The sequence below is a fragment of the Mucilaginibacter sp. UYNi724 genome, assembly GCF_054057495.1.
Window position 1 is genome coordinate 198,490 of sequence record NZ_JBSRZI010000007.1, and the last position, 20,347, is coordinate 218,836.

The window sequence follows — 20,347 nt, forward strand, 5'->3', positions numbered from 1 at the left end:
ATGCTGGAGGAATATTACCAAACGGATCATTGCACAGGGGTGTCCCTGCAGATCAGCCGGAATAATGACCTTCGCGTCACTGCCTGTGCTGTGAGCCGAAAAAAAAACCAACTGGAGATCCATAAAAAGGTGACGGGGCTTTATTCGATCAAACAGTTACCGGAATTTTTGCCGGCAAAAAGCATCGTATCCCTAAACCTGAATGGAAAAGGGGTGTTACATAAACGAACTGAAAAATTCGAAAAGCTAACCCCGGAAATCTTCCGGGGCTTACTTCCCAATAGCGAGCCGGCTGATTTTTATATGCAGCATTTTACATCCGGGGCTTATGCTTATATATCCATGATAAGGAAATCTGATGCGGATAAGTGGTTAGCTGAATTCAAAAGCATTGGAATAGAAATTATCATGCTGAGCCTTGGGCCATTTCCGGTTTATTCAATCATGAAACAGCTTAATGTATACGGTGGCGATTTCCTGTTCGACGGTCACGAAATCGTTCGTGACGAGGCGGATGACTGGACCGGCTATTCCTACCGCGAAGACTCTCGGTCGCCTTATCCTTTAAAGGCTGACCTCGAAGCATTAGACGAATCCCTGCTGGTGCCCTATGCCGCTGCCTTCCAGGTTGTGCTGGAAAACCGCCTTTTACCTGTCAAAGCACAAGTATCCGTCGTTGATGCGGCCCTGGTGCAGCTGACGGAAAAAAATAAATTGAAATTGTACGGGTTGATTCTGCTCGGTTTTTTCTTTGTAGTACTTTCTCTGAATGCCTGGGTTTTTTCGAAATTGTTCCGTGAAAACAACGAGCTGGAAGCCACTACGCTGAGTTCGCAACAAAACACTGCTGACCTGAATGATATGGAAGGTCAAATCAAAAAAAAAGAGGTTCTGCTGAAACAGTTTGGCTGGGACCAGGATCTCAATAAAGCGCTTATGATTGACCGGCTGGCGTCCGTGCTGCCGGCCGACGTTACACTGGATGAGGTGTCCGTTAACCCGGTAGATCCGGCCGAAAGCCGAAAGCTGAAAAGGCTGCAATTCCGTGACCGGAACATCCAGGTTAATGGTACGTCAGCCGGCATCTTATCGGTAAATGAATGGGTAGCCAGGCTAAAAGTCATGTCTTGGGTGAAGAATTGTACCATACAAAGTTTTACCATAGACCCGGAAAAACAAACAGGTCAATTTATTCTAACCATACAATTTTAATATGGGTACGATCATACAGGATAGAAAATACATATTGTGGGCGGCACTTGTCGCATTTCTACTGATTTGCTACCAGCTCGCTTTCAAGCCGACAATCGAAGCCTGGAGCAATAACCGGGTATTGACAGCCAACGCGGCACAATCGAATACAGAAACTACCAAACCGCTTTATCAGGTACGCAAAAAAAGAAATCTGGATACCCTTATCGCCCGCTTTCGGATAGACACTGCCGTTTTCCGTAACCAGGTACTTAACAAAATTGGGCTCATCGCTCAAAAACAAAATGTCAGATTAACCGATATACCGGTTCCGGACGCGCTGTCCTCCACAGGCAGCTACCTGATACAAAAACTAGTAATGGAGGGAGAGTATAATGCGTTGCTGTACACTCTGGACCAAATGCGTTCGACAGCCGAGATCGGCTTTATACGTTCCGTTGCACTGCAGATGCCGGACCGTGATCGTCTTACCAAGCAGCAGGTATTACATATGACCGTTTATGTAGAAACAATCCGGTAGATTAAAATCAATAAATACTGTATGAAATGCGTTGTAAAGCAGCAGCTAAAGACGATACAGATAAGCGACCTTAATACAGGCGGCGACTTATTTGGTGCGCGGGGCAGCAGGTGCTTAAACAATTCATGAAAATCTTATTGAAATAATGGTCAAAAACGAAGACGATGACTTTAAAATGATTATCAGTTAGACACCAATTGCAGTTGATTATTTGATGTTAAAGATATGAAAACGACCTACCTGTTAAATCTATTTTCTAATTTTTGAATCCTTTTACTTTGTTCTTGGTTCAATTTTGCCTGTTCTAAAAGGTACAAAGTCAACTCTTCCACCTTCTTAGTAAGTATTTTATTAATTTCACCTAAATTCAAGCCTTCCTTTTCAACCTGTTCCGCAGATGGTAAATCAGACAAACGATGGTTTTTTTCTATATACTCTTTCACTTCTGTAAGTGATGTCAGTTTATAGCTTTCATGAAATACATAATCCGGCCATCCATTTAAATTTATTTTAACTTCTTTGGCATGAACTGTGCCATTTACCGACAATTTCGCGTCCGGAATTGACGTCCCTATACCCACATTTCCTCCTCCGGTTATTCTCATTTTTTCAGACAAATTTTGCAAAGTTGTAGAGAATACCATATCAGCATTATCAACATAGGCGCCAGACGGCTGAACCATTTTAAGGGATCCTAAATTAAAAGACTGGGACTGACTCTCTCCTTTAAAAGTCAGATTTAAGCCTATGTAATCAGTTTCACTCCCGGTATTTGGATTAGCGTTACCCGCACCGGCTATTGTTAATTTACTTGTAGGATTTGCGGTACCGATACCGACATTTCCAAATGGTGTAATTGTAAAGTAATCAGATGAATTGGTGGCTGCAAACCGGGTGATATAAAAACTGGGATCCGTCTGCGATTTTTGTTGAATATACCATTCACTATTAGAACCATTATTATATAAATGAAACCCGGACTGACCACTGTTATTAGATGAAATCATTCCGCTAACTGTAAATTTACGATTTGGTGTTGAAGTCCCTATTCCAACATTACCGGAATTACTATTGTAAATATTCGTTCCATTGGCCGCCCATTGTCCATAAGAAAACTGAATAAACGCGATAATTGATATAATTGTCAAAGATAGATTTTTCATGATGGGTTTGGTTTATTTGATCAAAGCTAAAACTTCCTGATCAAATAAAGTTAAACGTTATTTACAAATAAGTTTAGAAATTTGAAATTGAACTATTTATAAGTGAGTTTTTTGAAGCGTTTAAGACATTGACAATAAAGCGCAATTTTTAAATCTCCGGAAAATCTGCTCAACCCTTATAAGCGGCTTCAACAAGGGATTGATCTGCCTTTTGCTTTAACAGAGTGCTTGAATTAGCTGATATAAAACTATAATTTTCAATTGCCTATCCAAACTTGGAAAGCGCCTGTGCGTAGGCGATGATCCGTTACAAAACAAGTCATAATGGAATCTAAAAAATTAAACTTTTGTTTAAAGACTTTTAATTCTTATAAAGGTGGATTTAAGGTCCTTTCCCTTATTATTGGTTAGTATTTGCCTGTATGCTATTAATACGGGTAGTGTTTAATATTATTTTAGCCTTTTCAATTTTCCAGTCATGAATATGTTGCTCTGTCCTTTGCCCGGTTAATGACTTGAGCATGTCTGTTAGATATCTTGGTGAGAAAATAACATGCAGCAGGAGATCTTAGATAAAATGGCGAAAAAGGTCACAGACCTTGAAAAAAGACAGTCGAAAATTGAGGAGCTTGGTTTAAGCGCGTTACGATCAATAGTTAATGCACTGGAAACCAAGGTTGCGGGAACAGTGGAAATGAAAACGCTTGAAAACACCCAACAATTAGGGCGTTTTGATAAGCAAATTAACGACTTTGATGAAAAGATAAATGCTATACCTAAAGAAATACCCGTTAATTATAATGTTCAGTTTGATACCAAAGCAAAATTTGTCATTAGGACAATTTAGGATTATGGCTTGCCACTGCCATAATGCTTGCAATCTCGATAAGCTTGTGGATTAAGAACAATCGCAGAGTTGACGACACAAACCATTTCTTATTGTAATGGGCTTTTATCCTGATGTGGCAAAAACTATTGACAGCGTTTATGTAACTGAAACTGATAACCTGATAAAAAACACACTGGCTAATATTGATGAACAGAAAAGGATGTGAAATCATAATAAAGGCTGGATATTAATCCAGCCTTTTTTTTGACTAGAAAGTAAGAACTATGCCCTTTGCATTTTCCATCCTGCCATTGTTCTACCATTGAGATAGTACCTAAACGGTGGGTTTCGTTAACCGGTCTAATCATTGAGTGCATGGTGCCTGATTTCGAATAGTTTATACGTATGAGGGTGAAAAGCATTTATAGCCATACATGGTCAGGATTATTTTGGTTTGATCTGCTGTAGGTTTGGTAGTAATCTTGGTTTTGTTTATGCTTGTGGGTACTAGTAGGATCGCAGACACAGATAGATAGCTTAACTTTTAAATACTCAGTTATTAATTCTACGAAAACATTTCAGGAGATTGCCCGCTCAGAAAATGCTAGTTACCTGCGGTTTGTGGCTTCAACGAAAAAACGGAGCAACAGCGGTATTTCGACTGCAGATAAAGATATCATAACGGAAATCTATGTTACCTGGCTGAAATAAACGAGCCATCTATCATTATCTAAATTCTTTTAAATATTATTTAAAAAAGCATATAATAATTGATAATTAATATATATTGCGGTTAAATATTTATCATAATGAAAAAACTTTTACTTCTGTTTGTCGTTTGTTTTCTCACTGTAAACGTCGCCAGGTCCCAAACTATCTAATAAAAAAGGATATAAAAGATAAAATGCAGCGCGCATCGATTAATAAACAGAAGAAAAGCATAACAAAACTTGAAATTAGACTAAAATTAATTGAGAAGAATCTTTATAAGCGTTAATTCAAAGCAACTATCTAACATCTTCTCATCTAATTTTTATTGATGTGTTAATCATTCTAAATTTATATATAGCCGAAATTATTTAATCCCCTTTATATGAGGTTAAGAAATTTACTAGTGCTTTGTTTTATTGTGTTTAGTTTCTCTTTATACGCACAACAAAATACCCCGTCGTCTTATACTGTCAATAAGTTTGTTGTTCCGAAGCCGCCGGATATTTCAACATTAATGAAATTTACTGAAATACCGGTCACAAATTTCAATGGTACCGCACAGATTTCTGTACCATTATATAACATTCAATCGGGTGATCTTACTTTTCCTATTTCTTTAAATTATAATTCTAGCGGTATAAAGGTATCGGAAGAATCTGGAATAGTCGGTTTAGGTTGGAGTATTTCCACTACCAGTGCAGTATTTGAATTGAATCCCGCTAGTGTACAAAGTGGTGCCGTTAACCCACCGATTGTACCCAATAACTTCCGTTTTACCCCAGCTAATACGCCGTCTAATGTTTTTAATACGGTCGCATCAGGCGAGGCTTTTGCAGACACAACTGGTGTTTATAAGGTATATTCGTCATTTGGACCACAACATACAAATTTTGTTCAAGTATCACAATGAACAGATGAAAGCCCTGGTTGGCCAGGAGTTCGCACCTTCTACCTTAATGCGCTATAAGACCGCACACGACCATACAGCTGCTTTCATAAAGTGGAAATACCAAGTCGATGACCTAAATGTTAAAGAATTGGATTATGAATTTGTTTCGCAGTTTGCATTTTGGCTAAAGAGTGTCAGAAAGTGTGGGCATAATGCAACAATGAAATACTTGGGGAACTTCAAAAAGATCGTATTAGAATGCATTAAAAAAGGATGGCTGCTTAAAGATCCGTTTGTCGGATTTAAAACTAACAGGAAGGAAGTAATTCGCGTTGCCCTGACAAAAGTAGAACTAAATGATATTGAAAATAAAGATTTTGGAACAGATCGATTAAACCATGTTCGTGATATTTTTCTTTTCAGCTGTTATACAGGTTTGGCTTATGTGGACGTTTATCAGTTAAGACGCTCTGATATCATAACGGGGGTTGACGGCGGAAAATGGATCGTAACCACTCGCCAGAAAACAGAATCTCCTACACGCCTTCCTTTATTGCCAGCGGCATTGAAAATTATGGCAAAGTATGACGATGACCCAAAATGTGTAAATAAAGGCTTGGTATTACCAGTACTGACCAATCAGAAGATGAATTCCTACCTTAAAGAAATTGCTGACGGTTGTAGGATCAAAAAAAACCTGACATTTCACATTGCTCGCCACACTTTTGCAACAACAATAACATTGAGTAATGGAGTCCCTATAGAAACGGTTTCCAAAATGTTAGGCCATAAGTCGCTTAAACAAACACAGCATTATGCCAAGATCGTTGATCTGAAGATCAGTGAGGATATGCAAATACTCAAGGCAAAACTTCAACCAACAAATTTACCCCAGTACTAATCCCAGAGAAAATTATGGTGGTCGTGTGTTACGATCACCTCACTTTTTAATTTAATCAAAATGCAGTTATCAGAGGATTCGCATTTGTGGGCCGGCAATACCGTATCAGTACTAAAACTGCTGTTTTATTGTTATCTGGTGTTTTACAATTATGTGCTTAAGTGCTTTTGACTTTAAGATAGGTAAAGTTACTTACGAAAATGTAGGTCAAATGAATATATATGGAAGGATGTTTGATGAGTTAAAGTGTTTAAATGGATATAACCCAGACATGGGAGTTATTCTAACAAATATGAAACCATTGTGATATTCTATTTGGAACGGCAGTGAACAACTTTTTGCCAGTAAGTAAGGTGTATTTTTGTCTACTGAAGAGGAATTAAATACAGAAATTGAACGTGGAGAATTTCTTATTAAACAAGGACCACCAGGCAGTAAAAGCAATCCTACTACAAGCAATGTGTAAACCGCATATTGTTCCTTCCTGCTTATTTTTAATCCTATCCGTCAGATACTGACAGCCGTCCTTTTTTACACATCCGCAAAATCATAGACATCAAATGTTTAGTTTTGGTTAAGTAATTAAAAACCATGCCTGAACTTATCGACCCCAATCAAAAACTTGCCACCGATATCGTCAATGAATTAATCGGTAGGGGGCTGATCTTATCGGCGAATGCTCCTGGTATTTCAGAAGCACTGGCCGGTGGGAAAATGAAAGACAATTTCTGGCTCGCGGCATTTGATCGAAAAATTGAAGATTTAAAAAAGACAGATGAAGCTTAAAGAACTACACCTCAATAACTTTCGTGGAGCGACCCAGCCGCTGAAGGTAAACTTCGACACCTCTAAAAAAATCACTATGTTGTTTGGTGAGAATGGAAATGGTAAGTCCAGCATTGCCGATGCAATTGTTACTCTTTGCACCGACCGCCTCGGCTCGATAAGGGATAAATCCTCTGTGGACCATGGCTATATTAAATCATTGGGCAGTAACATCAAGGATGTTTCTATTAAACTTGTCACCGATGGCGGCACTTATGACGCCCGGCTTAACCCCAGCGGCAGCACTTTCACTAAAACACCGGAAGAAGGTGCTCCAACCGCGCGACATCTGAGGCGAAGCCAAATCATTCACCTTATAGATGCAGAAGCCTCCAAAAGATATGAGGTTTTAAAAGATTATATCGATGTATCGAATATCATCAAAGGCGAAGAAGAATTAAGAAAAGCGAAAAAAACAGCCGAAACAAATTTTACCACGCTTGTAAACAATCTTACCTTGGCAAGTACAACGTTAACAAAATGTTGGTCGGAAGAAGGAAGTCCCGGTAAAAGCTGCGACGAATGGGCAAAAGTTGAAAGTGAAAAAGACCTTAGCGCGCAGCAAAAAAAGCATATAGTACTGACCGGTCTGGTAGACTCCTGGAAAACAGTAGTTAGCCAGCGTGTGGAAATCAACCGGAGTAACGCGATTTATAAAGCCAACTTGGAAAGGGTGAAGAAGGCGGAAGAAACAATAACCCGACTAACGAAAGAGAACGCTACCCAGGACTTTGATATTCTTAAAGTACTCACCGAAGCCAAAGATTTTCTTAGCGCCAAACCGCAGCTTAAACAATGTCCGGTTTGCGAACAAAGCATGGGGAGGGACACCGTTCTTGAAAATATTAATGCAAGAATAAAATCCATGGAGGTGTTTCAACTTGCAAAAAAAGAACTTGCAGATGCCAATACCGCCAAAGATACAACTACCGGAATTTTACGAACATTGATTGATACATTTATCAGCGGTTTGGAAAAATTCAATTTGCAGCTATTAACGCTGCTGGAGGCGGAGGATGCCGTAATCGCGTTGATCAAAACAATTACCGAAGCATCAGGAAACAATGAGAAATACAGGGCACTGGGCACTCATTTTACTATAATTGACCTAAAGGTTAAAGACTTTGAATTTTCCGCAGTCAAACTAAATAAATCAATATTCCAGCACAACCTGATCAAAACGCAGTTCAATAGTTTAAGTGATAGTAAAAAGCTATACAACAAGGCCGAAAAATTGGCGACTTATACAACGGATGCGCTTAATATTATCGAAAATAAACGCAAAGAGTTCATTGACAGCGAATTATCGTCAATCTCCAAAGACGTTGAGACCCTTTACCAAAAAATGCATCCAGGCGAGAGCCTAGGTGGCATTAAACTCTATTTGAAGCCAACAGTCAAAAACTCCATTGAACTAAATGCAGACTTTTATTCCGCCTCCGGAATCACGCCGCAATCGGTTTATAGTGAGTCTCACCTAGACACTCTGGGAATTTGTATATTCCTCGCATTGGCAAAAAAATACAATGATGGCAATACCATTCTTATTTTAGACGACGTAGTGATGTCCGTTGATGAAACCCACCTTGATAGATTTATAGACCTTCTTCACGACGAAACCGCCACTTTTGCTCATATTCTTATCACTACTCATTATCGGCCATGGAAAGACCGTTACAAAGTTAACCGTGCCCCTGGTGGTAAGGTGCATTTCATTGAACTACGAGGCTGGACATTATCTTCAGGCATTAAACTCCATAATACCAAAATCGATATGGAAGAGTTAAAGAAAGCTCTTGACGACGAAGATTACGACCGGCAGATCATTTCGAGTAAAGCGGGTATTATCCTAGAAAATATTCTCGACTTTATATCAATCAAATTTCAATGCAAAGTCGCCCGGAAAGATCGCAATGAATTCGTACTCCGTGAATTATTGGATTGTATATCATCTAAACTACAAAAAGCATTAAGGGTGCAGCACCTCGTAAAAAACGCAGACGGGATATACAGTAGCGAGATGCCATTCTCGGTAGAACAGGACTTAAAACCGATGATTGATGAATTTAAGCAATTATCAACGATCCGGAACCAAGTTGGGGCCCATTTCAACTGGGACGGGTCTATGGTAACCGACAAGGACGTGCTGGAATTTGGGACTAAGGTTTACAATTTTGGCAAATTGCTCATTTGCCCGGAAACAGGGATGTTCCCAGACAAGAGTAAATCAGGTTCCTATTTAGAAACGCGTACTGGTTCAATACGTTTACATCCTTTGCAAGAACCCGCATAAAAGTCAAATATTTTCTTATCTTCCTACCCTAACAACGGGTCGGCATCCTGCCAGCCATATTCTGGTAAGGTTTAGGTTTAAAGTCCCGGCGGCGAGCGCTTAAGGACTTTTAATTTATAATTATTCAAAATCAATTTGTTATCTATTATCTGCTCTAATAAACTCCAACATTTAAAAGCCAGATTTTTCGCTCGCATTGGCAAATCCTCTCATGAACGCATCTATAAAACCGCAAAGACAAAGAATATTGAAATCATTGCCTCTTTATTTTATAAGACCAATGTCTCGTGAAATGTCCTGTACAAACTTCGCCATCGGACGTTTTAGCACATCTTCAGGCTGATCGTAATTGCCTATAATTAAACGGTCAATTATAGATTGGTCGGGGAAGAGTTGTCTGAAGTCTTCGATAAGTTGTTTTTTATATGGATCATTATAGACCATCTTTTTATGAAGTAGTTCTTCTACTAAATCTTTTTGAGTATCGTAAATTTGCTGGATGTCGAACATCTCCAGATAGATTTTTGCTTTTTGAGCGGATAATCCAACAGGGGATATTGCAATTTTTAATGCTTCAGCTTTGTTTTTATCCCAATAGTCTATTACACTTTCATCAGTTAATGAAAATCTAAAAACTTCTACGTTGTCTATGTCAGAATATAGACCAAAATCAGAATCCTTTGCGCTTTTGATATTATTACAATACGAACAGGTTGGGTAGAGATTATAAAAACTCGTACATAGAAATGGGTATTTAGATTTCGGATACCTATGATCTAGTTGTAAAAGCCCACGTCTTGTTTTTATATCTCCGGCTACTGCCCCTCTGATGGGATTGGCAATTAAATAATAATCGTCCACTACAACGATCGCCAGCTGAGCATGACAGTAAATACAATTTTTAATGTTCATCTGTTGCAGTAGTGTAAGAAATTCTCGGTTTCGTAATTCCTTGTATCGCATAGCTGCAACAATATCCTCATGAAATTCCGTGGTAATTTCGTCGTGGTGTATAATTCGGTCAAATTCCTGGATTAGTATGCTGATTTCCTTAGGTCCCGCACAGAGAATTCTTTTATATTCCCGTATGATTTTGCCCACATATCCGTTAATATTAATGTCACTGACGCCATACTTATTCTTTTTGTTTGGATTCCTTGTAATTCGGCGAAGCGTTACAAGTGGTTTTTCAAATTTCCGATTAATAAACAAGGTTTCAGCGAACTCTTCCACCGTTTCCTTCAGTTTTTTGTCGTTGTATATTTTACGCATTTCTTTCCAATTGCTTAAGTTCTTCTTTCAATTTCTTAATCCGTTGTTGACGCGTGATATCCAGATTGAATTTTGCTTGAAATAATGATAGCAATCGTTCTTTTATTAGGGGCTCGCCTACTATGTTGATCAATTGCCATGCCTTAGGTTTATCCCACAACATATTGTTAGTAGGCTTTTGATCGGTTAAAAAAGCAACAAGACTTTGAATGGTCTTTTTTACGTGTTCACCCATAAAACCATTTTCCAGAAAAAAACTGTCCGCTAACAAATCATGTATATTGGCACCAAATGTCTGCCATCCTGAACGGTCGCCACCCATGAATAAGATATTATCAGCAGGGATGTCCGAAAGAATAAATGGAGAATGGGTAATAAAAGTCATCTGTAATCCGGTCAGTTGATCGAGTGGTAGGTAACTAAAGTATGTCAGCAAATAATCAATAAAGCCACGTTGCATTTCCGGGTGAAAGTATAGTTCAACTTCATCAAATACCACAAGAATGAATCTGTAGGGAATGAGTTCATCCTCGCTAATTTTTGAATTGAGATTGAGCAAGTGGTAAGCAATTGTACTTGCAGCAAATATTTTCTGTTTTTCACCTGAACTGAGTTGTGACAGCGCTATGTCACCCTCAAGATATACCTCAGTTCTCATAAAAGATGGAGGAATAAAATGGATTACCTGCATTAACGGATCAGCTTGGTCTTTGATTGTTTGATCAATAGCGCGCGCGAGGTCATCCACAGGAATTTTGGTTATGGTAAGATATGTCAACGACTTAATCCTTTCGCGCAAATAATCGTATTTTAGAAAATTTACCGCCTGCCAGAGTTTATAGGTAATGTGACTATAGTCGTCGCGGAGCAACTCCAAAAAATGCCTGATATCTTTAAAAGTGTTTTTTTTTGAGTTGAACCACTCATGATAATGATCATAAGTCATCGAAATACTAATCACTTTCCTTAAAATATATTTGAAAGCATTGTCCTGAAAGGACGTAACGGCGTAGGCCGTTGGTGATACATCCCCTAATTTTATCTCGAAAACATCAGCTGCAATAGTTACGAAATCTTTCCAATAATCGTCTGCATTTTCAAAGCCATAATTCCTTTTGTTATCGGGCTTCAGCTTGGTTGGCGCATCAACGCTATAAAGCGTTTTTAATTTTGAACTATTGAATTTGAGTTGCAAATAATCGGCTGAACGATTTTCAGTAAGCTTACGGAGACTTGCTACCTTTTCTTTTTCTTTAAGGGGATCAACGTTGATCAGAATGTTTGCCAGCAAGCGCGAGTTTGCAAAGGATTCTTCGGCATTCACATTAATATTACCTCTTATACGATGAGGATTAATCACCAGAGGAGCCTGATAAGCATCATTTTTGTAGAACATATTGCTGATCCATGAACCAAGATGAACTTCGTTCAATGCAAAATGCGCGTAGTTAATTGATACGGAATAGAAAAATTCGTCAAATTTAAATTCGCTTAATGTCAATGATCGGGGATTATTAAAGCCATTTTCGGTGGGTTCATATCTGAATACTTTAACAGTCTTTCCCCGGAATGTTATACGATACAGATATTCAGCAGAATAATACAGGTCGAGGTATAGGTCAGATAATTCTTCCAGATCTGTAGTGATATCCTTATGATAAAAACCGAGATTATTGATCGTCATGTAAAGGATCTCACTGATGGTACTCTTCCCGGATCCATTTTTCCCTACTACTGCGGAAACGTTCACGGAAAGATCACCCAGATTGAAAATTTTCACATCCCGGTTCTTATCATATTTAATACTGTTTTCATCCAGCAGATTGTATGCATGCGAAAATTGATAAAAATAATCGGTGTGCAAAACTTTGCGATAAGATTTATCTGTCAAGTCATAAATCTTCAACGCAACCAGTCTGAATTCTCCTATCCGTTTGATCGGCTCTGGTTTCTGTTTTGATTCCGCAGAAACCGGACCGACCTGCGGTGATTCCGACTCAGGTTGTAGGCTTGATGAGTTTTTCTGTTCATAGGCATTTTTGGAAATTTCCAGATGATCTAGAGACTCCGTGTGGGACAGCAAGGCGTCATATTGATAGTAGTCTCTAACTGAATGAGCAATGTGTTGCTGTGCCATCAAATAGGATGTTGTGTTGGTATCTAATGGCAAAAAATCTTTATAATCAATCCAGAACAGAAACATGGTAAATGACGCAGTGTTAATTCCACGCCATTTCCTTGCCTGATCATAACTGGGCGCATCGAGACCTCGGCGGCCTTTTTCCATAATTTGATTTAACAACATCCAAATTTGCTCCTGCTCCTTAAATGAACGCGGCCCTATTATTTTCACAGTCAGGGGTGTTGGACATCCCGCAAAGTCAATATCTTTAAATGGCATGAATTCCTTTTGCTCGGTAAGGATTTGGTAATAGATATTTATCCGTTCAATTCTTGTTACGGATTTACTTGAGCGGTCATTAAAGGAGGAAAAAACGGTTATTGGATCGAAAGCGGGACGACTTTCTTTGAGACCGTAATTGTCTATCCATCGGTTAGCCGAACGAAATTCCGGATTATTTAAGCACAAATCATAAAGCTGAGTCGCCGTATTTTCGGGGTTTCGAATATAATAGTCTTGTAATAATTGAGCGAGTTTACTATAGATGGAAGTCCAATTGATTGCGGGCATAAAAGTGACAGGTTTTTTTGTGCAAAGTATATAATATTAAACATATACTTTATAAGATATTCATCTAAATAGATTACTTATCTATGAATATTAAGATCGATAACCTTATCATTCTTAAATTGAGATGGTCATTTTGCTCGACATACCCAAGTTGATCGGTTACCAATAACTTACGACCCATGGTGGTGTCCAAATATTCAATAATCAGGACGTGTTGTTCGATGATTTGGTTCGTATCAGTAGACTAACAGGCTTTTGTCATTAACCTGACAATTAAGAAACTTTTTGAAATAAGGAAAACGGATTATGATTGCATTAAACATTTAATCTTCAATAACCTTAAAGGTATTTAAACATAATACTGCTGCTATCAATTTGTCCAATGCAATTTCCTTCGAACTAAGATATTCTAATCAAATGCTTGACTTAATAGAGTAGTGGTATAGATAAATAAGCTGAGCTGAATTTTGTAAGTGGAAGCTGTATAAAAAAAATGCCTATTTCATCATCATTTTCGATTTATAGATTTGCGCAATAAGCCCATAGGCCGCGACTAAATAAAATGCAAGACACTGTTAGTCATGTCATTAAATTCCTCTACTTATAAATATGTAAATGATTTGTATATTAGAGCCTTAAGCAACCAGTTACTCCCGACTAAAGATGGACAAAACGCTCTCCGGGTCCCTTATCCAACGAATTGATTTAGGGCAAGATCAGATATATACGAACCACACCGGGATCAAGCAAATGTTCAATTTCTACTATCAATGTGCAGAACTCAAAAACAGTACCGTGCACGTAGACCTCCAACATGTTACTTGGATTGACGGTAATATGTGCGCAGTATTTGGTGCAATTCTGTATAAGCTGCAACAGGAAAATAATTTAAGTTTTATGATTGATTTTAACCAAGTTAATTCAAAATGCAATGTACTTTTCCGCAATGGCTTCATCAATATGGATGGGGTTCAGCCTGTAGCAAATAATACCTCTACCACTTTGCCATTTAAAGCTTTTCGTCCTACAGAAAAAGATGAATTTATTAATTACCTGTATGAAGAGTTACTAATCCACGACGGTATGCCAAAATTCAATAATGAAACCCTTGGTAAGTTAACCGATGACCTGAGCGAACTGCTTAGTAATATCAACCTGCATTCGGAAACCCAGTACCCTTTTTTTGTATGCGGGCAATTCTATCCAAAGTCCCATAAAGTTGTATTTACTGTATGTGATTTAGGTGTCGGCTTTTTGCCCAAAATAATGGGAAAAACTAAAGGTGCTATTGACAACGCTAAAGACGCCATTTTATGGGCCGTTGAAGGAAATTCGACGAAAAAGGATACTGTAGGCGGTATCAATTTAAAAAGAATGAAAAAGTATTTTTTAGACAGCGGTGGTGCATTTCATATTGTTACAGGTGATGCATATTGGAGTACTGAAAATCTAAACACTCTTATATATCCGGATGGTGTAACAAATATGTCAAAGCCTTTTGTTGGAACGACGATTCATTTGGTTTTTAATAAAAAATCACTAACTTGAGCCTATTAAGTTATTTGAATTGGATGCAAAAATATTATCTTATCTTTGCACACCCCAATTTACAATGGCATTATTATTGTTCTACACTAACAAGCAAATACTTATCAAATATGAAAATTATAGTTTCTGACATCTTACATAGTCAAAACGCAGTGTTTCATGATGATGGTTTATCTGTTTTTTCAGAAGTTAAATCAGCCCTTGAAAAAGGCGATACTGATATTGAGGTATCTTTTGAGCATATAAAAGTTTGTACTACACAGTTTTTAAATGCTTGCTTTGGTAAACTTCTTCTGGCTTTCGGCGAAGAAACCGTCAAAAAAATGATTCACCCCGTCTTATATAATAGCGTAAATTCTTTTAGTGATAAATACGCTTTGGTATGGGAAAACTTCCAGGAAAAGAATAAATCTTTTATCGAAGAGGCATACGCATAAATGGCATACAATCTTATTGACTTAAATTTTAGCAGCGCTCCGAAAGACCGCTGCTATTTTTTTGACTCCAATATCTTATTACCTGTATTGGGACTACCATCAACAAATACCAACACCGACAGTTATTTAAGTTATTTTCGGTTAGTATACAAAAATTGCTTAGCCAAGCCTGAATTTAAAATATATACCTGTACTAATCAGCTCAGCGAGGTTTTTAATATTTTAATGGACTTTGAGTTTAAAAAGATGTATACCGAAGAGCAAAAGAAAATCCATTCCAGCCAAAAGAAATTTTTTAAAGAAATATTCAGACCATCTGATAACTATGCCAAAACATTTAAGCTCTATAAAGATGAGTTTTTAAATTATAAAGATGTATTTGAATTAACCGATATCGGCGGCCCGGGAGTAATTGACACAATTTTGGATTTTGACATCAAAAAACTCGATATGAACGACTTGTTTATCTTAAAAGCAGCCCAGAAAACAAATGCCATCCTGGTAAGCAACGACAACGACTTTTATGGACAGGACATCACGCATGCAACGTTTCTCCGATCTACTGTAACCAACTTTAAAAACTCGATTCAGCCCAAAAAGTAACATCTAAAGATTGTGAAATTCAAGCCATTTCTTCACTGTGGGCCGGAGGTTGGAAGTTCAATTGGTTACGGTTTCACATATTCTAAATATGGATTTAAAAAATAGAAATTGCAGAAATATTCTCCCCGTATTATTATTATCCTTCGGATCTTTATTAAAGGTTTAGGCAATTTCATAATTTAAGATGAACGTTCTAAGTTAATCTTTTTTCTTATGCACAAAGCCTTTTTTTAAAATTTCCCCCTCGCTATCTTCATTTCTTAATTATAACAAAAAAAACGATTTGTATTAAAAAAAATTTGTACGTTTACAATGGAGCAAGGGGCACCGCCCTAAGTTCAGACCTCAAATCTTATCCTTTATGAACCACACCATTCTCCCATCTCTTTCGATGGATTTTATTGAGGTATATCCTACCTGCCGCTTCAGCAACCGAACCAGTTTTAATCTTTTGTACGGTATATCAGCCAATACGCAGCACGCTGCTGAATTGATTGAATGTCGGCGATAATAATTGCTAAATTTAAACCTACAAGCCTAACCTTATGAAATCAATTCCCTGCAAATTGCTGCTGGTTGCTGTTTTGCCAATTGCTTTTGCTACGCTCTGTTACGGGCAGATCCCTAAATCCCCGGTTACCGTAAAAAGTCCAAATGTGGCCGCTTTGGGCCTATATGGAGAAGTCCCGGTATCGAATTTTACAGGTATACCCCAAATAGAGGTGCCACTCTATACGTTAAAGGAAAAAGAAATTACGCTACCTATATCTCTTTCGTATCATGCTTCAGGTTTCAGGCCGGATCAACACCCGGGTTGGGTAGGGAATGGCTGGAGTCTTCAGGCAGGCGGTGTGGTAACCAGGACCGTACAACATTTACCGGATGATGATGGAGAGTATTATTATGTCGATAATAAGGGGATAGGATTTGCATGGAGAGGAGGTATTTTATCGGATCCAGCCCAATGGAGTTCAGCTAACTTTTTGAAGGATAACATTTGTTCAGCAAATCCAACAAATTATGTGCTTGATTTTGAACCGGATGTGTTCAATTTTAATTTTCCCGGACTCTCAGGAAAGTTCTTTATGGACCATAACGGCATTTATCGCGTCGAAGGCCGTAAGGACATTAAAATTGAGTGGATAATTCCAAACCCGAATACCCCGTTATCTCCATTTATTCCGAATCACTTTAGCCCCCCGCAGGGCGCTTACTCACCCTATAGCGTACACGGCTTCCCGAATAGCTTTGCAGGATTTATTATCACCAATAGCAATGGCTACAAATATTATTTCGGGGGAGATGATACTTCAATCGAATACAGCATGGATTTTCTCCATCAAACAAAGAGTTATTTTATAGCAGATTCCTGGTATTTAACCAAGATTGTAGCTCCGGGGGGAAGTGAAGTCTCTTTTACTTATCAACGTGGGCCTTTTGTCAATCAAATGACCGAAAGCCTTTACCAAAAAAATGTCAAAGTGTCCGCCGCACAGCAGGATGGCGCATGGTACAACGTGTTTTCTTTAGGGACACCCACCTGTTATTCGTTTGTCAGCGGTGTACCACCGGAAGGCCTTTACGCCGGTAAATTAATATCTCCTGTATACCTGCAGCAGATCAATTCTGAGCAGGCGCAGATCAGTTTAAACATATCTTCCACTACAGAATTGAAGGTGCCTGGCTATGTGTATCCTCAAGGTGTGTCCAGTTCAACTCCTTCGTCTGATCCAACTAATCCTTACACCAGTGACGACTTTTACTATCTCAAACAAAACGGGCTAGTTAGTTATCCTGATGTTTTAAATAACCTGATTTGGAAAAAACTCGATAATATCACTGTTATTAAAAAAGAAAATTCCGCGCTGATAAAACAATTTAATTTAACCTACAGTCAAGATTCTTATCAACGGCTAACGTTATTAAACGTTCAGGAACAGTCTGCCACAGGTGAACAAATCAAGCCATATACTTTTTCCTACGACCGCTCTTATAACCTTCCTGGGTATTTTGTACATCAGAATGATCACTGGGGATTTTGGAACGGAAGAACTGCCGTTCCTTTTTATACACTTATGGACGGAACCACACAAGCAAATGCTGTAAACTATTACTATTTCAGGGAGCCCGACCCTACATACGCACTGGCTGGAACCTTAAATTCGATAGTTTATCCGACAGGCGGTGTAACGAGTTTTTACTACGAGCCCCATAGCTATTCAGCCCAATTAGACCTGTTAAGATGGAATCCGCTTATTTATACATCAGAAATATTAGCCGGCGGCATCCGCATTAGAAAAATTGTAAGCAGGGACTGGAACACTCCTGAAAAGGCAGTTACGAAAGAGTATTTCTATATCAAAAATTTTAATCCGGCTTCGGGTTTTACAGGCGGTTCCAGCGGTGTACTAGGGGGTAAAGCCCAGTATTACTGGCCGAATTATACGATCACAGATCTAAATAATAACCAGGTATATACGTCTTCTGTCTTTTCGTTTCAATCGGTATTGCCGGCAAGTGAGAACAGTATGGGAGCCCATATCGGCTATAGTGAGGTCGTGGAAAAAAATTCGGATGGCAGTGCAACACAATTTAAGTATACCAATTTTGATAATGGACATATGGATGAAGCGCCGGTAACAAATTTACAGGCAGCGCAAACACCGTTCGTTCCTTATAATTCAAAAGAGTTTGAAAGAGGTAAACTTTTGGCTGAAAACAGTTATAATGCTGCGGGCAAACTGGTGCAATCCATCAGTTATGATAATTATATATCCTTACCTTCAGAACCGGTGAGGGCGGTAAAAGCAAACGTATACCCTTTTTGCGAGCCCTGGATGGCGGGAAGGGAGATCAAGGAAGCAACTGCTTATGTGCATTACACTTATCCTTATGTTTTAAGTCAAAAGACGACCACAATTTTTGATCTTAACGGATTAAACCCGTCGACATCGGTTGAAAATTATGGTTATGAAAATGTATACGGCCTGCAAACGCAAAGAACGGTTACGGATAGCAGGGGGCGGTTAACCACAACAAGCTTTCGCTATCCTTTTGACGCTTTGCCCGCAACACCCGTCGCCAATGTCGGTTTAAATACCCCTGTGTCCTATATGGCAAAACGGAATATGGTCGCCACGCCTTTGGAGCAGCTTGTCTCCAAAACGATCGACGGAAAGGTAAGCGTTATTACGGGTAATCTTTCCACGTTTAAGGCGGTTAATATTACCAAGGCTTCCGGTGCTGCTGACGTAGCAATTGTTCCGGCTGCTGAATATAAATTAGAGGTTGTCCAACCTTTACAAAAGAGCCTTTATCAAAATTATGCCACCGTTAATGCCAGTGGAAGTGAACAGGAACAGATTGATTCACGAATGATCAAGCGACTGGATTACGCACTCTACGATAGCAGGGGTAATATCAGTACACTAAATGACAACCCTTTAGCTGGCGCCCTCGCTCACAACACTTCCTGGAAATGGGCATATAATCAGAATTATCCTGTAGCAAAAGTCGCTAACGCTGGACAAACAGAGTTTTTATACGAAAGTTTTGAGGAAAGCACCGCTACAGGTACCACTGTTGGTCCGGCGCATACCGGCGGGAAATATTCAACGAATCCGGCCATCGTATGGGCAAAGCCGAACGGAAGAAATTACCTGATTAGCTATTGGTTCAAGAGCGGAAGCGGTGCCTGGACTTTTTCGGGTGAAAAAAATTATACTCCTGCGCAGGGTACCAATACCTATCAGCTGACTGGCGGGACAGCTTTTGACGATGTCCGTATTTACCCTTCCGATGCCACAATGGATACCTATGCTTATAGCCCCCTGGAAGGCATGACAAGCTCCACGGATACGAAAGGCAAAAGTGCATTTTTTGAATATGACGGCTTTCAAAGATTAAGATATATTAAAGACGACAACAAGGACATTGTAAAAAGCTACCAGTATAATTTTGGCATCCCAACTTTTTTTAACGACGCGCGCTCAAGGAGTTTTCAAAAGGATTGCGGACCCGGCTTTATCGGTACCTATGCTACTTACGAAGTACCGGCCAACAGGTATACGTCTCATTTGTCACCTGCGGATGCTAACCAACAGGCAGAAAACGACATTCTCGCAAACGGTCAGAATTTCGCTAATACTTCGCCTCTGGCGGCCTGTATACAATTGATCACCTTTAGCTTTAGTAACCAGTCAGGAACGCCCTACACAATATATTTTTCTTCAAACAGCGGTTCCGGACCTTACACGTTTACCAGTTCTTCTTCGCCGATCAAACTTCCGGCCGGAACTTATTATTTGGATGTTTATCCGCCTTCAGGTCCATATACTGTCCGTTCCATAATCTTAGGGTCGCGTGCAACGGTATCAGCACCAAGAACGACCTTTAATAACGTCAATATTTCAGCGGGAAGTTCAGATTTAAACCTTACAGTCAGATAACAAA

At 39.0% G+C, this 20,347-nt stretch carries 15 protein-coding genes; 12 read left to right on the forward strand and 3 right to left on the reverse strand.

Features of this window, described 5'->3' with window-relative positions:
- Both ACVW0P_RS12505 and ACVW0P_RS12510 read left to right on the forward strand, forming a co-directional pair.
- Complete coding sequence (locus ACVW0P_RS12505; RefSeq protein WP_457132389.1) at positions 1-1,212, forward strand: hypothetical protein; 1,212 nt, start codon at positions 1-3, stop codon at positions 1,210-1,212.
- A gap of 1 nt (position 1,213) precedes the next feature.
- Complete coding sequence (locus ACVW0P_RS12510; RefSeq protein WP_457132390.1) at positions 1,214-1,732, forward strand: hypothetical protein; 519 nt, start codon at positions 1,214-1,216, stop codon at positions 1,730-1,732.
- Between the two features lie 236 nt (positions 1,733-1,968).
- On the opposite strand, the gene ACVW0P_RS12515 is transcribed toward ACVW0P_RS12510, so the two are convergent.
- The gene (locus ACVW0P_RS12515; RefSeq protein WP_457132391.1) at positions 1,969-2,895 is read right to left on the reverse strand and encodes a hypothetical protein; all 927 of its coding nucleotides are present in this window, start codon (positions 2,893-2,895) and stop codon (positions 1,969-1,971) included.
- 553 nt (positions 2,896-3,448) lie between these two features.
- Here ACVW0P_RS12515 and ACVW0P_RS12520 point away from each other — a divergent pair.
- The 6 genes from ACVW0P_RS12520 to ACVW0P_RS12545 all read left to right on the forward strand — a co-directional run bounded on the left by ACVW0P_RS12520 (position 3,449) and on the right by ACVW0P_RS12545 (position 9,343).
- Positions 3,449-3,742: a hypothetical protein gene (locus ACVW0P_RS12520; RefSeq protein ID WP_457132392.1), complete on the forward strand. Its 294-nt coding sequence runs from the start codon at positions 3,449-3,451 to the stop codon at positions 3,740-3,742.
- A 1,075-nt stretch (positions 3,743-4,817) separates the two neighbouring features.
- The gene (locus ACVW0P_RS12525; RefSeq protein ID WP_457132393.1) at positions 4,818-5,345 is read left to right on the forward strand and encodes a hypothetical protein; all 528 of its coding nucleotides are present in this window, start codon (positions 4,818-4,820) and stop codon (positions 5,343-5,345) included.
- Between the two features lie 4 nt (positions 5,346-5,349).
- Positions 5,350-6,225, forward strand: a complete 876-nt coding sequence (locus ACVW0P_RS12530; RefSeq protein ID WP_457132394.1) for a site-specific integrase — start codon at positions 5,350-5,352, stop codon at positions 6,223-6,225.
- Positions 6,226-6,358: 133 nt separating this feature from the next.
- The gene (locus ACVW0P_RS12535; protein ID WP_457132456.1) at positions 6,359-6,532 is read left to right on the forward strand and encodes a PDDEXK nuclease domain-containing protein; all 174 of its coding nucleotides are present in this window, start codon (positions 6,359-6,361) and stop codon (positions 6,530-6,532) included.
- 284 nt (positions 6,533-6,816) lie between these two features.
- Entirely contained in the window at positions 6,817-7,011 is a 195-nt protein-coding gene (locus ACVW0P_RS12540) for a hypothetical protein (protein ID WP_457132395.1), read from the forward strand.
- On the forward strand, positions 7,001-9,343 hold the full coding sequence (locus ACVW0P_RS12545; protein WP_457132396.1) for an AAA family ATPase: 2,343 nt from the start codon (positions 7,001-7,003) through the stop codon (positions 9,341-9,343). The genes ACVW0P_RS12540 and ACVW0P_RS12545 overlap by 11 nt, the downstream gene beginning before the upstream one ends.
- Before the next feature lie 264 nt (positions 9,344-9,607).
- Here the strand turns inward: ACVW0P_RS12545 and ACVW0P_RS12550 are convergent, their stop codons facing one another.
- Positions 9,608-10,615, reverse strand: coding sequence for a hypothetical protein (locus ACVW0P_RS12550; protein WP_457132397.1), 1,008 nt, complete (start codon positions 10,613-10,615; stop codon positions 9,608-9,610).
- On the reverse strand, positions 10,608-13,307 hold the full coding sequence (locus ACVW0P_RS12555; protein ID WP_457132398.1) for an AAA family ATPase: 2,700 nt from the start codon (positions 13,305-13,307) through the stop codon (positions 10,608-10,610). The genes ACVW0P_RS12550 and ACVW0P_RS12555 overlap by 8 nt, the downstream gene beginning before the upstream one ends.
- 663 nt (positions 13,308-13,970) lie before the next feature.
- Here ACVW0P_RS12555 and ACVW0P_RS12560 point away from each other — a divergent pair.
- From ACVW0P_RS12560 to ACVW0P_RS12575, 4 genes are all read left to right on the forward strand, one after another.
- The gene (locus ACVW0P_RS12560; protein ID WP_457132399.1) at positions 13,971-14,855 is read left to right on the forward strand and encodes a hypothetical protein; all 885 of its coding nucleotides are present in this window, start codon (positions 13,971-13,973) and stop codon (positions 14,853-14,855) included.
- A 110-nt stretch (positions 14,856-14,965) separates the two neighbouring features.
- Complete coding sequence (locus tag ACVW0P_RS12565) at positions 14,966-15,292, forward strand: STAS-like domain-containing protein (protein ID WP_457132400.1); 327 nt, start codon at positions 14,966-14,968, stop codon at positions 15,290-15,292.
- Between the two features lie 225 nt (positions 15,293-15,517).
- Positions 15,518-15,895, forward strand: a complete 378-nt coding sequence (locus tag ACVW0P_RS12570) for a hypothetical protein (protein ID WP_457132401.1) — start codon at positions 15,518-15,520, stop codon at positions 15,893-15,895.
- Between the two features lie 545 nt (positions 15,896-16,440).
- Complete coding sequence (locus ACVW0P_RS12575; protein WP_457132402.1) at positions 16,441-20,343, forward strand: DUF5977 domain-containing protein; 3,903 nt, start codon at positions 16,441-16,443, stop codon at positions 20,341-20,343.
- Positions 20,344-20,347 lie beyond the last annotated feature (4 nt).